The organism is Metaclostridioides mangenotii, from assembly GCF_017873185.1.
In the GTDB taxonomy this organism is placed as follows: Bacteria; Bacillota; Clostridia; order Peptostreptococcales; family Peptostreptococcaceae; genus Metaclostridioides; species Metaclostridioides mangenotii.
The window spans coordinates 917,887-937,960 of the sequence record NZ_JAGGJX010000001.1; the positions used below are offsets into that span (position 1 = coordinate 917,887).

16 protein-coding genes and 1 other annotated feature are annotated in these 20,074 nt (G+C 32.5%); of the genes, 1 reads left to right on the plus strand and 15 read right to left on the minus strand.

Features of this window, described 5'->3' with window-relative positions; translation table 11 throughout:
* Positions 1-28: 28 nt before the first annotated feature.
* Positions 29-301, minus strand: a complete 273-nt coding sequence (locus J2Z43_RS04400) for a DUF1292 domain-containing protein (RefSeq protein ID WP_027701679.1) — start codon at positions 299-301, stop codon at positions 29-31.
* 338 nt (positions 302-639) lie between these two features.
* Between J2Z43_RS04400 and J2Z43_RS04405 the strand changes: the two genes are divergently transcribed.
* Positions 640-966, plus strand: coding sequence for a ribonuclease G (locus tag J2Z43_RS04405; RefSeq protein ID WP_209456018.1), 327 nt, complete (start codon positions 640-642; stop codon positions 964-966).
* Between the two features lie 111 nt (positions 967-1,077).
* On the opposite strand, the gene ruvX is transcribed toward J2Z43_RS04405, so the two are convergent.
* From ruvX to J2Z43_RS04475, 14 genes are all read right to left on the minus strand, one after another.
* On the minus strand, positions 1,078-1,500 hold the full coding sequence (gene ruvX, locus J2Z43_RS04410; RefSeq protein WP_024622035.1) for a Holliday junction resolvase RuvX: 423 nt from the start codon (positions 1,498-1,500) through the stop codon (positions 1,078-1,080).
* 127 nt (positions 1,501-1,627) lie between these two features.
* Complete coding sequence (locus J2Z43_RS04415; RefSeq protein ID WP_209456019.1) at positions 1,628-3,811, minus strand: hypothetical protein; 2,184 nt, start codon at positions 3,809-3,811, stop codon at positions 1,628-1,630.
* A 71-nt stretch (positions 3,812-3,882) separates the two neighbouring features.
* Entirely contained in the window at positions 3,883-6,063 is a 2,181-nt protein-coding gene (locus J2Z43_RS04420; protein ID WP_234925965.1) for a hypothetical protein, read from the minus strand.
* A 7-nt stretch (positions 6,064-6,070) separates the two neighbouring features.
* Positions 6,071-6,328, minus strand: coding sequence for an IreB family regulatory phosphoprotein (locus J2Z43_RS04425; RefSeq protein WP_327786920.1), 258 nt, complete (start codon positions 6,326-6,328; stop codon positions 6,071-6,073).
* 28 nt (positions 6,329-6,356) lie between these two features.
* On the minus strand, positions 6,357-8,996 hold the full coding sequence (alaS, locus tag J2Z43_RS04430) for an alanine--tRNA ligase (protein WP_209456020.1): 2,640 nt from the start codon (positions 8,994-8,996) through the stop codon (positions 6,357-6,359).
* A gap of 127 nt (positions 8,997-9,123) precedes the next feature.
* Positions 9,124-9,338 (minus strand) — a binding site (T-box leader).
* A gap of 99 nt (positions 9,339-9,437) precedes the next feature.
* Entirely contained in the window at positions 9,438-10,517 is a 1,080-nt protein-coding gene (gene mnmA / locus J2Z43_RS04435; RefSeq protein WP_209456021.1) for a tRNA 2-thiouridine(34) synthase MnmA, read from the minus strand.
* A 150-nt stretch (positions 10,518-10,667) separates the two neighbouring features.
* Positions 10,668-11,114 (minus strand): Fe-S cluster assembly scaffold protein NifU, encoded by a 447-nt coding sequence (gene nifU / locus J2Z43_RS04440; RefSeq protein WP_024622039.1) that lies wholly within the window; start codon positions 11,112-11,114, stop codon positions 10,668-10,670.
* A 47-nt stretch (positions 11,115-11,161) separates the two neighbouring features.
* A complete protein-coding gene (nifS, locus tag J2Z43_RS04445; RefSeq protein ID WP_209456022.1) occupies positions 11,162-12,355 on the minus strand; it encodes a cysteine desulfurase NifS in 1,194 nt (397 codons plus the stop codon).
* A 29-nt stretch (positions 12,356-12,384) separates the two neighbouring features.
* On the minus strand, positions 12,385-12,813 hold the full coding sequence (locus tag J2Z43_RS04450; RefSeq protein ID WP_027701669.1) for an RrF2 family transcriptional regulator: 429 nt from the start codon (positions 12,811-12,813) through the stop codon (positions 12,385-12,387).
* 105 nt (positions 12,814-12,918) lie between these two features.
* Positions 12,919-14,172, minus strand: a complete 1,254-nt coding sequence (locus J2Z43_RS04455) for a replication-associated recombination protein A (protein WP_209456023.1) — start codon at positions 14,170-14,172, stop codon at positions 12,919-12,921.
* Positions 14,173-14,316: 144 nt separating this feature from the next.
* Entirely contained in the window at positions 14,317-15,102 is a 786-nt protein-coding gene (gene codY / locus J2Z43_RS04460) for a GTP-sensing pleiotropic transcriptional regulator CodY (protein ID WP_024622042.1), read from the minus strand.
* 165 nt (positions 15,103-15,267) lie between these two features.
* Positions 15,268-17,355 (minus strand): type I DNA topoisomerase, encoded by a 2,088-nt coding sequence (gene topA / locus J2Z43_RS04465; protein ID WP_209456024.1) that lies wholly within the window; start codon positions 17,353-17,355, stop codon positions 15,268-15,270.
* Between the two features lie 29 nt (positions 17,356-17,384).
* Complete coding sequence (dprA, locus tag J2Z43_RS04470) at positions 17,385-18,485, minus strand: DNA-processing protein DprA (protein ID WP_209456025.1); 1,101 nt, start codon at positions 18,483-18,485, stop codon at positions 17,385-17,387.
* 21 nt (positions 18,486-18,506) lie between these two features.
* Positions 18,507-20,063 carry a YifB family Mg chelatase-like AAA ATPase gene (locus J2Z43_RS04475; RefSeq protein ID WP_209456026.1) on the minus strand — a complete coding sequence of 519 codons (1,557 nt, stop codon included), beginning with the start codon at positions 20,061-20,063 and terminating at the stop codon, positions 18,507-18,509.
* Between the last annotated feature and the right edge of the window lie 11 nt (positions 20,064-20,074).

The following is a 20,074-nucleotide window of genomic DNA, read 5'->3' on the forward strand; positions in this document are numbered from 1 at the left end:
GATTATTAAGCAATATTTGTCAATACCTCTACTGTTCGTCGTCGAAGTTTAAACCTTCTTCTTCCATTAGAGTATCGTATACTGCTACTACTGTTTCGTATTCTTCATCACTCTCAATTGGTAGTAATATATCCCCTTGATCGTCTTGATCTATTCTAAAGATAAGAGCTTCTTCCGCTTCTTCATCTTCTACAGGCATAAGAATTGCATATTCTTTCCCTTCTGCTTCAAGAGTCAATATTATTTCAAATTGGCTAGTCTCGCCATCTTCATCAATTAAACTTATTATGTTATCTTCCATGATCTCACCTCGTATAAATATTATTGTATCTATTATATATCATTAAGATACTATTTTACAATCATTTAACTAATTTCTTTTATAATCTAAATATTCTTGTAATATCCTCTACCAACATATTATTTACTAATATGTATTAATATACGCTATTATTATTACCCGAAGACGTTTAATATAAACATAAACTACCTGATATTGTTGTAATATATTCATTATTCCATACTCTTTATATCTTAAAATAAAATATTAAACAAGCATTATATAAAAACTCTTGCATAATTTAATATATAAAGTTAAAATAAACTTGCACTTTTATCAATTTTAGGGAGATGAATATTATGGATAATAATATGCAATTTGAAACACAGGATGATTTAAAACGAGTTCAGGGATGGAACTGGGGAGCATTTATGCACAATATAATTTGGGGATTTGGAAATAAGAGTTATTTACCTTTAATATGCTTAATACCATTTGTGAATTTTATATGGGTATTTGTTTGTGGCTTTAAAGGAAACGAATGGGCTTGGAATAAAACTGATAAAGATATAGAAACATTTTTAGCTATTCAAGAAACATGGAATAGAGCAGGTTTTGTTACATTCATAATTGCTGTAGTAGTATTTGTACTGTATGGTTTACTAGCTATTTCTGTTTTTGTATAAATATTTAAAGCTATCCTATTTCGGGATTGAAACGATTTAAATCACTAGAAAAGACTAAGGCGTAAAAACCTTAGTCTTTTTTATACAGTTAATATACTTATGCGTACTCTGTTAATGTCTTTTAAAATCTAAATACCCTTGTAAGATAATCACTGCTGCAAGCATATCAACTACTTTTTTTCTTTTTTTCCTACTTACATCGCCCTCTAACAGCGATCTTTCTGCCGCAACTGTAGATAAACGCTCATCCCAAAGGTCTACTTCTAAACCAGTTTCCTCTTTTAAAAGCTCACAGAATTTCATTACCTTTTCACCTTGTGGCCCTATATCCCCGTTCATATTCTTCGGAAGACCAGAAACTATCTTGTTAATTTGTCTTTCAGCAATAATCTTTTTTAGCTCTTCTATATCTTTCTTTTTTCCAACTCTATGAACTGTTTTTATTCCTTGTGCAGTTAATCCCATTAGATCACTTACAGCAACCCCTATGGTCTTATCTCCTATATCGAGCCCCATAATTCTTCCATCTAACATAATTTTATTTCTCCTAATAACTTATATCCTTATATTACCTGTGTTGACATTATAAGCTTTACCAATTTTAATTTTTTTTATTATTAAAATAAATTAGCCAGGGCATCAACCCCGACTAACTTAAATATTACATCTTGCTTATATTCTCTTTATTAAATATTATCATATTTATGCTTATTATCACAATAGGTATCAGTATATAAATCGATGCTGTAGCAGCTGCTACTATTCCTGAATCATTTACCAATAATGTAATTATACATCCTACCATTGATGATATAAATCCTTTAAATATTATCGGATAGTCTACCATAACTTTTTTAAAGTGTTTCGATGGTCTAAATATTAACACAGCTATTATAGCTATTCCTGCAAGCAGTATATTTACCCATACACTAGTCTGAGCTAGCTTAACATTCATTTGAATCTTTCTAACAAATGTCTGTATTATCTCACCAGGTCCATTGACCATAATCTGCTGAACAAATGCCCCTAAGTGAGAACCTGATCCTGTTTTAATATCTAAGAAAGCAAATACTGCTACCACTACTACTGCTGACAATCCCAAAAGGATTATTTTCTTAAAGTCGATTTTCACATCGTAAATCAGAAGTATAAATAACAGGTATGCTACACATTCAGAGATTGCTCCACCAACATTTGCACCCATAGATGGATAAGCACTTGTTATTAGTATTATCAAACTTATTACTATTACTGACCACTTTGGAATCTTCTTGTAATTCATGAGAACTGACAGTGCAAATATTGCACTAGCTATAGTTACACCTTCGTACTCGTTGCCGACCCCATAATATCTAGCTCCGACAATAGCATCGTAACTCATGATATTGTTCTTCATCATAAATGTTCCAAACATAGAATCTATTACAATAAGCGCTATTGTAACACCTGCAAAGAATCCCATATGCTTTAGGTCATCTTTAATAAATACTCTTCCTATAACATACAGTCCCAATGCTACGGCAAATATACCAAGCAGTATTCCCATAGGAGTTTTAAAATTCATTAGAGGTGCAATCATAAACGATAGCGGCATTATTATACCTAACTTTATTAACTCTTTTAACACATTGAATACTTTTTCTTTGTGTCTAAAGCGGTTTCTAAACAGTATAGCAACTGTTCCAATAATCCACGATACAGAAACTACACTTACAAATATGTTTATTATAGTACCTCTTATATTGGATATAGACACTATCTTTTCGTACTCTCCAAGTAGGTACTCTACATTTTCTTCTTTATCTACATTGCTAAATGATCTCCCTACCATAGAATCGCTTTTGATTCCAAATTCATCAAGTATATCAACACCTATATCTAAATTGGCAACTATTCCATTCTGTCTAGTTGTAGATGATGTTAGAAGACCTTTGCCTGTACCTTCAAATTTTACTACTGGAGAAAGTCTTCTCTTATTTTTGTAATCTAAATTGCTTGGAAATCCACTTACTACATAGACTACATCATTTTCTCCAACCATATTAAAAACTTCTTTTAAATAATTATCAATCTTTTCATCTACATTTTTTCTCATTGATTCATAAGTATCTTCGTTTAAGCTGCCTTTATAGGCGTCTAATCTATAAGCGTCACCAAGATCTACAAAAAGTGCATCACTTTTTGAGTAGTATTCTTTTGTTTCATTTGTAAGTTTTTCGTAATCAGTAGATATTCCATATGGCATACTTGTATCTTTTATATTTATATCGTCTACATTTCCCATATCGATTCTACCGTACTCGTCCATAGCAAGAAGACATAAATCTCTGTTTTTAACAGTTTCCCCATTTTCTAATGTGTCTGAGTTACCGATAACTGCTGTCTTAAGATTATTATCAGATAGAGTTTGTCCCATTTTGCCAAGGGTAGATCCAAATTCCCCATTTTCAAAGTTATCGTTAATTGATCTATTTACATTTAAGTAGTTTATGCCTTTTGCTTTTTTCCCTGTAGCAGCTTCAAATATTTTTGCATTTTCTTTACTTACATTACCAAAGTTAATTACATCTTCATCTTTGGTAACATTTGCTCTACCACCTGCACCCATGCTGGCATACGATCGTCTATCATTAGTCCCCTTGTCTCCCCTGATATTCATAAGCGCAATATATCCTCTGTTGTCTAATTCTTTTTTCAGAGTAGGTACCTTACGCATACTCACTAGGTTAGTTCTATTCATATTTATGAATACAACCTTCCCTTTCTCCTCAGCAAATCCATATTGAGTAGCCGTGACTAACAGTATCATAACTACAGCCATCAGAGATACAATCTTCTTTTTCATTGTTTTACCTACTTTCTGTTCAAAAAGTGCTCATTCTTAGAGTATACAACACATTCATTGTACTATCATCACTAAATTTCACTAGTATTACTCTCATTAAAAATAATCATATTTATACTTATTATCACAACAGGTATAAATATATAAATTGATGCTGTTGCCGCTGCTACTATCCCAGAATCATTTACTAATAAGGCAACTACACATCCTACTACTGATGAAACAAGTCCTTTAAATATAATCGGATACTCTATCATAACTCTTTTAAAGTGCTTCGATGGCTTAAATATTAATACTGCCATTATACCTATTCCAGCAAGCAAAATATTTACCCAAACACTCGTCTGTGCTATTTTTATATTCATTTCAATTTTTCTAGTGAATGTTTGAATTATCTGCCCTGGACCCTTAAGCATAATTTGTTGAACAAAACCACTTAAGTGTGATTCAGCACCAGAAACAATGTCTAAATATGCAAAAATTGCTACTACAGCTACTGCAGAAAATCCTAATATCAATATTCTCTTCAAATCAATTTTCATGTTGAATATTAGGAATATAAATAACAGATATGCAACACATTCAGAAATTGCTCCGCCAACACTTGCACCCATTGATGGGTATGCACATGTTATCAGTATCACCAAACTTGCCAATATAACGGTCCATTTTGGAATCTCCTTATAGTTCATAAGTACAGAAATAGCAAATATACTACTTCCTATAATTACTCCACCATACTCATTACCAATTCCATAGTATCTGGCACCTACTATAGCATCGTAGCTCATGATATTATTTTTCATCATATACGTACCCAAAATAGAATCTAATACTATTAACAGTATCGTTGCTCCAGAGAAAAATCCCATATGTTTTAAATCATCTTTAAATAAAACTCTTCCCAGTAAATATAAAATAGAAGCAACCATAAAAATTCCAACTAAAATTCCTATCTGTGATTTAAAGTTAAAAAGAGTAGCTATCATAAAAGATAAAGGCATCAATATTCCTAGTTTTATCAATTCCTTTAAAATATTAAATATTTTTTCTTTACTTGGTATACGATTTCTAATTAATATCGCAACTGTAGCTATAATCCACGAGATAGAAATTACACTTACAAATGTATTAATAATCGTCGCTCGTACATTTGTAATAGATACGATTTTTTCATATTCGCCTAATAAATACTCTACATTATTGTTTTTATCAATTAAGTTAAATGGCTTTCCAACCATTAATTTATTTTTAAGGCCAAATTCATTTAATATATCCACTCCAACGTCTAGATTCGCTGTAATACCATTTCTCCTAGTTGTTGCAGATGAGATTAAGCCTTTACCATCTCCTTTAAATTTAACAATCGGAGTTAATCTTCTCTTATTCTTAAAATCAATATCACTTGGAAATCCACTAGCTATATAAATAATGTCATTTTTCCCTGCCATTTTAAAAACTTGTGTTAAGTATTCATCTATCTTCTTTTCAATATTATTCCTCATTTCATTAAAGGAATTATCATTTAAACTATTTCTATAGAGGTCAAGTCTATAAGTATCTCCCAAATCTACATAAACAACATCACTTTGAGAATGGTATTTCTTTGTTTCATTGAGAAGTTTATCATAATCGGTTGAGATACCAAATGGCATACTTAAATCTTTTTTATTAATGTCATCAATATTTCCCATGTCTATTCTACCATATTGATCCATAGCCATTAAACACAGATCTCTATTTTCTAATAGTTTTCCATTATCAACTATATCTGAGTTACCAATTACAGCTGTCTTTAAATTATTATCTGACAAAGTTTGACCTAATACCCCTAAGCTAGATCCAAACTCTCCATTTTCATAATTTTCATTTATAGATCTATTAACATTTAAATAGTTTATTTCTTTAGCGTCTTTTCCTGTAACAGCCTTGAATTTTTTAGCATCCTCTTTATTCGTATTATTGAATATAATCGGATCCTCAATTTTACTTACATTAGCCCTTCCACCTGCGCCCATGCTAGCATAAGATCTTCTATCATTAGTACCCTTATCTCCCCTAATGTTCATATATGCTAAATAACCTCTTCTATCTATTTCATTCTCTAAAATAGGTATTTTTCGCATATTTATAAGATTAGTTCGATTCATATTTATAAATATAACTTTTCCTTTTTCCTCAGCATATCCAAACTGAGTAGCATTGAGTATTAATACCATAACTACTGCTATCAAAGACACAATTTTTTTCATAATCGACCTACTTTCTATTTAAATAGTACATTAAGACTTCTTCAAGTATTTCATCTCGCTCAAATTGTTTAATCACAGATCTGGCATTTTTATAGCTTGTTATATAACTTGAGTCTCCAGAAAGTAAATATCCTATAATTTGATTTATTGGATTGTACCCTTTTTCAACTAAAGCTTTGTGAACAAAGTCAATAGTCTCGCTAACACTTAACTTCTCTTCGTTAATTCCTTCAAACTTCATTGTAAAGTCTAAATCTTTTTCCAAAATAAAAACCTCCTTAAAGTGAATACTGTTATTTAATTTGCCCTCTAACAACTTCACTTGCGCTGTTTAAGGCTACGTCGACCTTAGTAACATCACTAGCACCAGCTTGTGCCATGTTTGGTCTACCTCCACCTTTACCGCCAGCTATTTTTGAAACTTCTCTAACTATATTACCTGAGTGAATTCCTCTGTCTATAACATCTTTAGTAGCTGTTACTACGAAGTTAACTTTATCATCTGCAATATTGGCTAAAACTACAACTCCTGAGCCTAATTTATCCCTTAAATTATCTGCTGTCTCTCTAAGTGTCTCCATATCTGTATTCTCTAATTTATAAGTTATCAAACTTACTCCTTCTATATCAACTTTTGAATCTAGAATTGCGTCAGCTGACTGTAAGCTTACTTTAGACTTAACATCGTGTAGCTCTTTAGCTAAGTTTTTATTTTCTTCTAAAATAGCTCCAACCCTTTGAGAAAGATTTTCTTCCTTAGTCTTTAGAACAGTACATATATCTTGTATATCATTTTCTTTGTCTAAGATGTATTTGTAAACAGCTCTACCTGTTATAGCTTCGATTCTTCTAACTCCTGCAGCTACACCACCTTCAGATAATATCTTAAATAGCCCTATTTGTGAAGTATTTTTTAAGTGAGTTCCACCGCATAACTCTGATGAATAATCCCCTATAGAAACTACTCTAACTTCATTATCATACTTTTCGCCAAATAATGCCATAGCTCCTTTTTCTTTCGCTGATTTAATATCCATAATATCACATTTTACATCCAATGACGATAAAATTGCATCATTTACTTCTTGCTCAATTTTTAAAAGTTCCTCTTTTGAAATAGGCTCGAAGTGTGTTATATCAAATCTAAGTCTATCTGGAGTAACTAGCGAACCAGCTTGATTAACATGGTCTCCAAGTGTATTTTTTAATGCTTTGTGAAGTAGGTGAGTAGCACTGTGATTTCTTGCAGATGCCATTCTAATTTCTTTATCAACGAAAGTCTTAACTTTACTTCCTACTTTTATTTCGCCTTCTAAAATCTTACCGAAGTGTTTTATACTGTTGTTTGCACCTTTTTTAGTTTCCTCAACTTCTACAACAACTCCGTCAGCTTTTATTAGCCCTTTATCTCCTACTTGTCCTCCACCTTCTGGGTAGAATGTAGTCTTATCAAGTACTACTATTAAACTATCTCCCTTAGATGCAAAGTCAACTAACTCGCCTTCTTTAACAAGAACTTCTACAGTTCCATCTAAGCTTAAATCGTCATATCCATCAAATTCGCTATCTATAGTTTCGTCTAATTTAGATATTGGATCCTCTTTCCATCCTTCGCCTTCCATATTCCCTCTAGCTGATCTAGCTCTCTTTTTCTGTTCTTCCATTTCTCTATTAAATTCGTCTTCATCTAGTGTTAAGTTTTCTTCTGCTAGTATCTCTTTAGTTAAATCAACTGGGAATCCGTAAGTATCGTATAGTTTAAACGCGTTCTCTCCACTTAATACACTCTTCCCTGATTTTTTAAGTTCATCAACGTAAGAAGCAAGTATCTCTGTACCTTGATCTATAGTTTCGCTGAATTTTTCTTCTTCTATTCTTATTACTTTTTTGATGTATCCTTCTTTTTCAACTAAGTTTGGATAAGCTTCTCCACTAACTTCTATTACAGCATCCACTAGTTTGAATAAGAATGAATCAGTTACGCCTAGAAGCTTTCCATGACGAGCAGCTCTTCTTAGAAGTCTTCTAAGAACATAACCTCTACCCTCGTTTGATGGAAGTACTCCATCGCTTATCATAAAGCTTACAGCTCTTATATGGTCTGTAATTATTCTTATAGACATATTAGACTTTGGATTTTCTCCGTATTTAGTCTCTGTAAGTTTTTCAACTGTATTTAAAATATAACCTATTGTATCAACTTCGAATATAGTGTCAACGTCTTGCATAATACAAGCCATACGCTCAAGTCCCATACCAGTATCTATATTCTTATTATCAAGTAAATTGTAGTTTCCTTGTTCGTCTCTATCAAATTGAGTGAAAACATGGTTCCAGAACTCTAAATATCTATCACAGTCACATCCTGGTTTACAATCTGGATTATCGCAACCGTACTCTTCCCCTCTATCAAAATAAATCTCTGAACAAGGTCCACAAGGTCCTACTCCTATTTCCCAGAAGTTATCGTCTTTACCTAGTCTAACTATTCTTTCTTTTGGGAAGTTCATTTCCTTTTCCCATATTTCAAAAGCTTCATCATCTTCTTCATAAACAGTAACCCATATCTTATCTTGAGGTATGTTTAAGTGCTCAGTTACAAACTCCCAACCCCATTTTATAGACTCTCTTTTAAAGTAATCTCCAAATGAAAAGTTACCCATCATCTCAAAGAATGTAGCATGTCTTGCAGTAACTCCGACATTTTCAATATCACCAGTTCTTATACATTTTTGACATGTGCTCATTCTCTTACTAGGTGGTACTTCTACTCCAGAGAAATAATTCTTTAGAGGTGCCATCCCCGCATTTATTAGCAACAAACTCTTATCGTTGTTTGGTACTAAAGGATAACTCTCTACTACATAGTGATCTTTTGATTCAAAGAAATTTAAAAATCTTCTTCTTATTTCATTCAAACCTAATTTTTCCATAACATTTCCTCCTAAATAATTTTTGATTTTATAAATTATTATAATTTAAAATACTTTTTTGTTTAAAATCTTAATTCTTATTATTTTAATTGATTAAAATAAAATATCGCCCCTATAATTAAATAATTATAGGGGCGACTATATCGCGGTACCACCCTAATTACTACAAAAATTGTAGTATCTTCGGAAAACCTCAGTTATAACGTGACTACCGACAAATTCTACTGTTAGTTCAAACTTGTAGCTCAGAGACTGCTTCGATTGATACATTCTAAGGGTTTCCACCATACCCTCTCTCTGATAGAACTTAAATAATCTACTACTCCTCGTCAAAGCTAGTTTTTAAATTTTAATAAATATACTATTATACTAATATACTAAATTTTATGAAATTAATCAATACTGTTGCGATGTAAAACTTTATTTTTTTACTTAATAGTTCTACTCGTTAGTTATTATTCCACCGCCTACAACAATATCTCCATTGTACATAACTACTGATTGTCCATTGGTTATAGCTCTTTGTGGCTCGTCAAATACTATTTTTATACTTCCATCTCCATTATTGTAAACTGTCGCTGGGGATGGCTTTGCACTGTATCTTATCTTTGCCTCAACCCTCATTGGCTCCTCTATTTTATCTATTGATATTAGATTCACATCTCTAGCTATAAGTTCTGTTTTAAATAGATTTTCATTGTCTCCTAAGATTACCGTATTGTTCTTAGGATTTATATCTACTACAAACATTGGCTTACCAAATGCAATACCTAGGCCTTTTCTCTGACCTATTGTATAATGTATAATTCCTTGATGCTTTCCTAAGATATTTCCTTTAGTATCTACAAAATATCCTTCTTCAATACTCTTATTTGTATGATTTTTTACATAATTAACGTAATCATTATCTTTTACAAAGCATATTTCTTGACTATCTGGTTTATTGTACACTAGCATTCCCATTTCTTTAGCTATTTCCCTTACCCTATCCTTCTCATAGTCACCAATAGGCAGTAAAGTGTGTTCTAGTTGCTCAGATGTCAAATTATATAGAGCATATGTCTGATCTTTTTTGTCAGTAACTGATTTTCTTAGCAAATATTTGCCAGTTTCTTCGTCTTTTTCTATTTTTGCATAGTGTCCAGTAGCTACATAGTCACATCCTATTTGTCTTGCTTTTTTATAGAATTCGTCAAATTTTATATATTTATTACAAGCTATACATGGATTAGGAGTTTTTCCATCTAAGTACTCGTCCACAAAATAGTCTATAACTTTTTCTTTAAATACATCTTTAAAATTTAATACATAAAACGGTATACCTATATTATTTGCAACACGTCTGGCATCTTCTACAGCTGAAAGAGAACAACATCCTCCCTCAAGCTCTATCTCTTCATCGTCATCTTGCCATAATTTCATAGTTACGCCGACAACGTCGTATCCTTGTTCTTTTAGTAAATATGCAGCAACAGAACTATCTACTCCGCCACTCATACCTATCATTACCTTCTTCTTCATAAGTTCACCTCTTAATAGCAGTATAACAAAAACTTCTTTACAGATCAAAACCGCAAAAGCTGAAACATTATTTTAACTGAAATAACAAGAGTTCTTGTATTAATTAAAATCAGATGTTTCAGCCTTTACGGTTATATTAATATTCTTTTTTTAGTCTTCTTCTTCTGGCACTTCATGATCATGAGCATCGTCTATAACATATCCATCAAGCTCTGGTATATCTATATTATTATTCTTAGCATAATCTATCAAAGCCGCTTTTACCGCTTGCTCAGCAAGCACTGAACAGTGCATTTTAACTGGTGGTAATCCATCTAGAGCTTCTGCAACTGCTTTATTTGTCAATTCTAATGCTTCTTTAATTTTTTTACCTTTTATCATCTCAGTCGCCATTGATGAACTTGCTATAGCAGATCCACATCCAAATGTTTTGAACTTAACATCTTTTATTGTATCGCCATCTATATCAAGATATACCTTCATTATATCTCCACAGGTAGGGTTTCCAACTTCACCTACACCACTTGCTCCCTCTATTTCACCCATATTTCTTGGATTTAGGAAATGATCCATAACTTTATCGCTGTATTGTTGCATAATGAGTTCCTCCAATCAATTTATCTATATATAGTTTATACTGTTTGCTATTTAACTCTTCCTGCTCTTTTTGCATCATCGTATAGTGGAGACATACTTCTAAGTCTTTCTATAACTTTTGGAAGATTTTCTATGATGTAGTCTATATCATCATCAGTTGTAAAATCACCTACTGTAAGTCTAAGTGATCCATGAGCTATTTCATGTGGTAATCCTATAGCTAAAAGTACATGTGAAGGATCTAATGATCCTGATGTACAAGCAGATCCACTTGAACCAGCTATTCCTAACATATCTAATAATAGAAGTATTCCTTCTCCTTCAATAAATTCAAATGCGAAGTTAACATTTCCCGGCAATCTATCTTCTAAGCTACCGTTAACTCTTGTAAAAGGTATCGCTTCTAATACTCCATCTATAAGTTTCTTTCTAAGTCTAGTTAGTGTCTCGATATGATTTGGTAAATTTTGTTTAGCTAATTCAGAAGCTTTTCCGTATCCAACTACCGCTGGGATATTTTCAGTACCTGCTCTTTTACCTTTTTCTTGAGCTCCTCCGTGTACTAGATTGTGAAGTTTTACACCTCTTTTTATATATAGAGCTCCAACACCTTTGGGACCGTAGATCTTGTGAGAAGACATACTCATTAAATCTATATCAAGATCCTTAACATCTACTGGAATATTACCAGCAGCTTGAACTGCATCAGTGTGGAACAATATGTCGTGTTTTTTAGCTATTGCACATGCCTCTTTGATCGGCTCGATAGTACCGATTTCATTGTTGGCAAACATAATACTTATAAGTACTGTAGTATCTCTTATAGCATCTTCAAGTTCTTTTAAATCTATTTTACCTTCGCTGTCTACATCAAGGTATGTTATTTCGAATCCATGATGTTTAGCTAAGTATTCACAAGTATGAAGTATAGCATGATGTTCTATTTTAGTAGTGATTATATGATTACCCTTTTCTCTATTGGCGTAAGCTACACCTTCTAGAGCCCAGTTATCACTTTCACTACCACCCGCTGTGAAGAACACTTCACCTGGCTTAGCATTTATTAGATCAGCAACTTGTTCTCTAGCTTTGTCTAGAGCTTCTTTGGCCTCTCTACCAAATGTGTGGAAACTAGATGCGTTACCAAAGTACTCCGTAAAATAAGGTAGCATCGCATCCACAACCTCTTGTTTTACAGGAGTAGTAGCTGAGTAATCCATATATAATCTTCTTTTTTCCATCAAATTCATCTCCAAATCTTTTAATTATTCTATATTTTTTCTTGCATATTCTTTAAATTATCATCTATCATGTCTTGAAGTGTTATAGAGTATGTAACGTCTTCTATACCCTTCTTAATTTTTTCCCAGACTCCTTTAGTTACACATGTATTTGAGTTTTCACATATATCTTCGTCCAACATACACTCAGATATAGACACTGGACCCTCTAAGACATTTAAGACATCACCTACAGTTATGTCCTTTGCATTCTTAGCTAATAGATATCCACCTTGTGCTCCCCTAACACTCTTCACTAAATTAGCCTTCTTAAGTGCAGAAAATATTTGCTCTAAATACTGCATAGATATATTCTGCCTGTTTGCTATTAGTTTTAGAGGTATAGGCCCCTTGTCCTGCTCTAAGGCCAAGACAAACATAGCTTTTAGACCATATCTACCCTTTGTCGATAGCTTCATATTTCATCACCTCTGTATAATGAAAACTAATTCATACTAAAACAGTATGATTTGATTTCATCTTTATTCTATTATATCCTAGTAAATTTGTCAACATTAAAATTTTCATTTTTTATCTAAAAAATCAAGATGGTTTTTTATGCCCTTTTCAGTTTTGTTTTCCTGAGGAATATAGTATTTACTGTCCTTAATTTCGTTTGGTAAATACTGCTGCTTTATATAGTGATTTTCGTAATCATGGGAGTACTTGTACACTTCACAACCATCGTTTGAATACTTTCCAGATCCTTTTAAATAAGAAGGTATATCTCCTACATATTCATTGTCCAATTCTTCCAATGCTTTATCGATAGACAGGTACGCTGAATTTGATTTAGGGGATGTAGCAAGTAGCACTGTAGCTTGAGCTAAAGGTATTCTAGCTTCAGGAAATCCAAGCTGCATAGCCGCGTCTACGCAAGCTTTAACAACAACTATTGCATTTGGATAGGCAAGCCCTACATCCTCACATGCGATTACAAGAAGTCGTCTACATATGCTAATAAGGTCTCCGCCTTTAACGAGCCTAGCGAGATAGTGAACAGAAGCTTGAGGATCACTTCCTCTTATCGATTTTTGAAATGCACTTAGAATATCATAGTGGCTATCTCCATCTCTATCGAAGTTTAGAGTTTTATTTAAACTGGATTTTTTGACAGCCTCTGGATCAACTTTTACAATATTTTCTCGATTCGGCTTAGTCGAATAAACGGCAACTTCTAAAGTATTTAGTGCAACTCTCATATCTCCATCACATATATCTGCTATACTCTCCAAAGCTGCATCAGTGTATTCAATTTCCATAAAACTATCTTCTTTTAAAATGTCAATCGCCCTTTTAAGCCCTCTTTGTATTTCTGCTTTTTCTACTGGCTTAAATTCAAACACAGTAGATCTACTTATCAATGCCTTGTACACATAGTGGTATGGATTTTCTGTTGTACTGGCTATAAGAGTTATCTGACCGTTTTCCATAAATTCTAAGATAGATTGCTGTTGTTTTTTATTAAAACTCTGTATCTCATCTATGTAAAGGAGTATACCGTTTATATTGTCGATTTCATCTAACTTAGCTATTATCTTCTTTATATCTTCAAGCGAAGAGTTCGTCGCATTTATTTTGTAAAAACCTTTGTTGCTCTTTTTTGCGATAATTTCAGACACTGTAGTTTTACCAACACCAGGAGGTCCATAAAAAATCATATTAGGCAAAAAACCCGACTCCAAAATCTTTGTCAGTACTTTTCCCTTTCCAATTATATGTCTTTGTCCTACTACATCATCAAGTGTATTAGGTCTAATTTTATCGGCTAAAGGCATACGTCCCATCTCCTCTATTTCAAAAATTAATTTCCTTTTATCTATACAAATTATCTGTACAATACAATATTATCATACATTTTAAACTCTATTAAAAAAGGTATCTATTAGTATAGATACCTTATTAAGTGCATAACTTATTGCTTATTGATCATTTTTTAGCTTTTTAAGTTCTTCAATAAGTTTGTCGTTAAGAACTTTAATGTGAGTACCTTTCATTCCTAGAGATCTAGACTCTATCACTCCAGCACTCTCAAACTTTCTAAGCGCATTAACTATTACAGATCTAGTTATACCAACTCTATCTGCAATCTTACTCGCTACTAGTAATCCTTCTCTTCCATCTAATTCGTCGAATATATGCTCAACGGCTTCTAATTCTGAGTATGACAATGTTCCTATAGCCATTTGAACTACTGCTTTCTTTCTCATCTCTTCTTCTAGCTCTTCACCGATAGCTCTAAGAATCTCAAGCCCCACAACAGTCGCACTGTATTCTGACACAACTAAATCGTCATCGTTGTATAACTCTTCGTATCTCGAAAGAACTACTGTACCTAATCTTTGACCACTTCCTAGTATTGGAACTACAGTAGAGTATTTATGTACTCTATTATGTTCTAGCGGGAAAATCTTTAATAAAACGTCTCCAGTTATGTTTTCTTGAGTTTCTGTTACAGACAGCAAGTTTTCAGTATACTCATCTGGGAATTTCTTTTGCTTTGTCATTTCATCCTCAATAACTGAACTATCTTCCGCATCATTAAGATAAAGACCAAGCACTTTTCCCTTCGCACTTACTACATAAACATTAGAACTAAGTACTTCCCCTAATGCTCTTGAAAGTAAATCGAAAGATACATTGCTACCGCCACTTGTCTGTAAAATTTTATTAATCTTTCTCGTCTTTTGTAGAACCTCACTTGCCATCTAATCATCTCCTCATGAAATCTAGGCCATTTATTTACCTTTTTATTTTCATATTTTAAGCTTAAATTCATCATTTTATCTGTACACTTGAAAGAGTATCATATATTATAATTTTTTTCAAGCTAAATTTCTCATTTTTTAAAATTTTCAATCTTTTACATTATTTTATTCTTTTTCTTCTTCAGAAACTACCTTTACAGCCTTGCATTCTTTATTTGAACAAACTATCTTAGTTTCAGATTTTGTAACCTTTTCAACCATATATGACCCACAAATTTCACATATATCTCCTGTAGGTTTGTTCCATGAAACAAAGTCACAATCTGGATATCCTGTACATCCATAAAAAGCTTTCCCTTTTCTAGACTTTCTAAGAATTATATCCCCATCCTTACAGTTTGGACATTTAACGCCTATTTTATTTACAAGGGGTCTGGATGTTTTGCACTCTGGATAATTTTTACATGCAATAAATTTGCCAAATCTACCGTATTTTATTACCATATTAGATCCACAGTTCTCACATATCTCATCTATTTCTTCATCCATGTTTACTTTTTCAATATTTTCTATAGCAACTTCTATGGCTTCTTTAAGCGGCTCGTATGATTCAGAAACGACTTCTTTCCACTCGGTCTTTCCTTCCTCTACTTTATCCAGCTTTCTCTCCATATCGGCTGTATAATCTACATCAATAAATTTTTGGAAATTATTCTCCAATATATCAGTCACTATTATACCTAGTTCAGTAGGATGTAAACTAGTGCCTTGTTTCTCAACGTACTCTCTATTGAGGATCGTTGCAATTGTAGGTGCATAAGTACTAGGTCTACCAATACCTAGTTCTTCAAGAGTCTTAACTAAACTCGCCTCTGTATATCTAGCAGGCGGTTGTGTAAAGTGTTGCTCTGGAAGTACTTCATCAACTTTTAATTTTTCACCTTCACTGATACTTGGAAGAATTCTATCCTCCCTATCTGAGAAGTTGTATATTTTTGTGTAACCATCAAATTTCATTTTAGATCCTGTAGCCTTAAATATTATATTGTCTATATTACACTCAACATTTAGTATATCAAAAACAGAGTCCTCCATTTGACTTGCCACGAATCTTCTCCAGATTAAATTGTAAAGCTTGAATTGATCCTTAGTAAGAGAATCTTTTACACTGTCGGGAGATCTATCAACAGAAGTAGGTCTGATCGCCTCATGGGCATCCTGAACCTTCTTACCTTCTTTAGCTTCTTTTTTCTTTACTTCCTTTTTGTAATAGTTTTCACCTATATTATCAAGGATATAGTCCATTGCCTTTCCTTTAGCCTCATCAGAGATTCTCTTTGAGTCTGTTCTGATATAAGATATAAGACCGACAGTTCCTTCACCTTTTATATCTACACCTTCATAAAGCTCTTGAGCTATCATCATAGTCTTTTTAGTTGTAAAAGACAGTTTGTTTACACCTTCCTGTTGCAACATACTCGTTGTAAAAGGCTTAGGAGCTGATTTACGTCTAGACTTAGATTCTATACTAGCTACTTCAAGCTCTTTATTTTCGATTGCTTTAAGTATTTCATTTACTACTTCTTCGTTTTCGAGATCCAACTTCTTTCCATCTCTACCGTAGAACTTAAAGTTGATATCTTCACCCTTTTTAGTTTTTGCATTTAGATCTATTGTCCAGTATTCTTTCGGAATAAAGGCTTTAATATCTTTTTCTCTATCACAAATAAGTTTCGTTGTAACAGACTGCACTCTACCAGCACTAAGACCTTTTCTTACCTTTTGCCAAAGGATAGGACTTATTTGGTATCCAAGTAGTCTATCTAAAACTCTTCTAGCCTGTTGTGCATCTACAAGATCTAGGTCTATATTTCTAGGGTGTTTAATCGCTTTCTTTATTGCATCCTTTGTTATCTCATTAAACTCTATTCTACATTCATCATCTTCTTCTAAACTCAGTATATGTGCTAAATGCCAAGATATAGCTTCTCCCTCTCTGTCGGGGTCAGTTGCGAGATATACTTTTTTTGCTTTTTTTGCTTCTTTTTTTAGTTCCTTAATTACATCGCCTTTTCCCCTAATATTAATATAACCAGGTTCAAAGTTGTTTTCTATGTCTACTCCTAATTTACTTTTAGGTAAGTCTCTCACGTGTCCAACTGATGCTTTTACTGTATAATGGCTTTTTCCTAAAAATTTTTCTATAGTCTTAGCTTTTGCAGGTGACTCAACTATAACTAGTGATTTAGCCACAAACAAACACCCCCATCCATCTATTTAAATCATACATTCAAACTGTATGTATTATTATTCATTTCAATTATTATGTCTTCAAGCTGTAATTTGCTTAAAATTATGTTTACTGACTTTATATCTATACCAGTATAATCACAAATTTTATCTATATGCAAGTTTCCTTCTTTTTTTATTAAGGATACAATGTGTTTACTATCCGCATTTAAACTTGAATTATCTACATCAAATATTTTTTTTTGATTGCTAATTGCTTTTATATTGTACTCTTCTAAAATGTCCTCTATATCTTCTATTAATTTTGCACCTTCTTTAATAATTTTATTACAACCTTTACTTAGGTCAGAATTTATATTACCAGGTACCGAAAATATATTTTTGCCTTGTTCTAAAGCAAAATCTACAGTTATAAGCGATCCACTTTTTTTAGCTGCTTCTACCACAACAACTCCATCACTTATCCCACTTACAATTCGATTTCTACTGTAAAAATTGCACGACTTCACAGATGAATTTACATTGTACTCTGACAATAGTAATCCACCATCTTCAATTATTTTATTCGCTAAACCTATATTTTTCTTAGGTAGAGGGTTGTCGACCCCCGATCCCAAAACAGCAATAGTCTTCGATCTTCCTTCAATACATCCTAAATGTGAATACGAATCAATTCCCATAGCCAGACCACTTACTATATTTATCCCCACATCTGATAACTGCCTGCTCATCTTTCTAGCACAGTTAATTCCATAATATGTAGGTTTTCTGGATCCTATCATAGCTATATTCATATTATTATCTATATTCTCTATATTCCCTTTATAAAAAAGTACTTTTGGATTGTTGTAAGTGTTTCTTAATTTTTTAGGATATAGTTCGTCTTTAGAGCATATAAACTCAACTTGCTTTTTATATAAGTTTTCCTTTAGTTCATCTAAATATGCTTGACTTCTATATTTTACTATATTTTTTTTAATATTCAAGTTTAAATTTTCTAAATCGTATATTTCTTTATCTGATAAGTCGAATAAAATTTCCAAATCACCTAGTTTATCTTCGATCTTTTCAATAGCTATATTTCCCACACATGCAATAGATTTTAACATTAAGTACATATCTCTCTTTTCCATAGTACACACCTCAGAAAGTTTTTATTTAAAATAATTATAAAAGGCTTTTCTAAATGAAAAAGCCTCTAAAATATTCTCATAACCAATGTTTTCTTTGCCCTCTAAATCCGCTATAGTTCTAGACATCTTCAAAAGTTTCGTGTAGCTTCTATTACTTAAATTATATTTTTTAAAGATTTCTTTTAAAGCTTCTTCAGCATCTTTATTCATATTGCAATATTTATTTAAATGAGAAGAATTTATTTCGCTATTTACTTTAATATTGCTTCCCTTAAATCTAAATTCCTGTATTTCTCTTGCTTTACTTACTCTAGATTTTACTTCATCTGAGCTCTCATATTTTCTATTGTCGTTAAAATCCTCAAAAGAGACTTGATTTACTTCAACAAATATATCAAACCTATCCAAGAGCGGTCCGGAAACTCTACCGTGATATCTATCCACTTCATAATTTCTACATCTACACTCAGTGTTTGACATGTAGTAACCACAAGGACAAGGGTTCATTGCCGCTACTAAAAGCACATTGCATGGGTATCTTATATTGTTTTTAAGCCTCGATATATTTATGTATTTCTCCTCTATAGGTTGTCTTAGAGTTTCTAATATTTTCCTATCAAATTCTGCTAATTCATCTAAAAAAAGCACTCCTCTATGCGCTAGTGTTACTTCACCAGGTTTTGCATCACTTCCCCCACCTACAAGCGCTTGTTTGGTCGCTGTGTGGTGTGGAGATCTAAAAGGCCTTCTATCAACTATCCCTTTGTCTGGATCTATTAATCCAAGTACACTGTATATCTTGCTGACCTCTATCATCTCATCTTTAGTTATATCTGGAAGTATAGTTCTTATTCTTTTAGCTAGCATCGTCTTACCGGAACCAGGCGGTCCAATCATGAGCATATTGTGATTACCCGATGCACATATTTCTGCACCTCTTTTTATAAAGTAGTTACCTTTTATATCAGATAAGTCTTCTTCATATATATCCTCTCCTTTTTTAGAGTAATTTGGATAAATTTTAAAATCCAAATCTTTATATTTATGTTTTCGCTTTTTAATCTTATGTAAATTATTCAATATCTCTATACATTCACTCAGATTTTTTACTGGTATAATATCAATACCGTCAATAAAACTGCTCTCTTTGTGATTGCCCACAGGAATAAAAACTCGTTTAATACTGTATTTTTTTATTCCAAGTATCATAGGAAGTATTCCCCTTACCTTTTTTATACTTCCATCTAAAGATATTTCGCCTATAAACAAACTCTCTTCAATAAACTTATTTTCAGTATTAATTTCTCCTCTTAATATACCAACACATATGGATAAATCGAAAAATACTCCTTCTTTCTTTAAATCTGCTGGCGATAAATTTACAACTATTCTAGAGCTTGGAAATTTATAACCACTGTTTAAAATTGCAGACTTTACTCGTTCTCTGGATTCCTTTATTTCAGTACTTGGAAGTCCTACAATATGGAAACTTGGTATCCCATTTGTTATATCGACTTCTACCCTTACTAAAAAACTATCTATACCTATTAAATTACTTGAATTCACAATACTTAACATAAACACTCTCC

Coding starts and splice junctions, on each gene's coding strand:
- J2Z43_RS04400 (WP_027701679.1), bottom strand. CDS start 301: ATGGAAGATAACATAATAAGTTTAATTGATGAAGATGGCGAGACTAGC.
- J2Z43_RS04405 (WP_209456018.1), top strand. CDS start 640: ATGGATAATAATATGCAATTTGAAACACAGGATGATTTAAAACGAGTT.
- ruvX (WP_024622035.1), bottom strand. CDS start 1,500: ATGTTAGATGGAAGAATTATGGGGCTCGATATAGGAGATAAGACCATA.
- J2Z43_RS04415 (WP_209456019.1), bottom strand. CDS start 3,811: ATGAAAAAGAAGATTGTATCTCTGATGGCTGTAGTTATGATACTGTTA.
- J2Z43_RS04420 (WP_234925965.1), bottom strand. CDS start 6,063: ATGAAAAAAATTGTGTCTTTGATAGCAGTAGTTATGGTATTAATACTC.
- alaS (WP_209456020.1), bottom strand. CDS start 8,996: ATGGAAAAATTAGGTTTGAATGAAATAAGAAGAAGATTTTTAAATTTC.
- mnmA (WP_209456021.1), bottom strand. CDS start 10,517: ATGAAGAAGAAGGTAATGATAGGTATGAGTGGCGGAGTAGATAGTTCT.
- nifU (WP_024622039.1), bottom strand. CDS start 11,114: ATGCAACAATACAGCGATAAAGTTATGGATCATTTCCTAAATCCAAGA.
- nifS (WP_209456022.1), bottom strand. CDS start 12,355: ATGGAAAAAAGAAGATTATATATGGATTACTCAGCTACTACTCCTGTA.
- J2Z43_RS04450 (WP_027701669.1), bottom strand. CDS start 12,813: ATGAAGCTATCGACAAAGGGTAGATATGGTCTAAAAGCTATGTTTGTC.
- J2Z43_RS04455 (WP_209456023.1), bottom strand. CDS start 14,172: ATGCCTTTAGCCGATAAAATTAGACCTAATACACTTGATGATGTAGTA.
- codY (WP_024622042.1), bottom strand. CDS start 15,102: ATGGCAAGTGAGGTTCTACAAAAGACGAGAAAGATTAATAAAATTTTA.
- dprA (WP_209456025.1), bottom strand. CDS start 18,485: ATGGAAAAGAGAGATATGTACTTAATGTTAAAATCTATTGCATGTGTG.
- J2Z43_RS04475 (WP_209456026.1), bottom strand. CDS start 20,063: ATGTTAAGTATTGTGAATTCAAGTAATTTAATAGGTATAGATAGTTTT.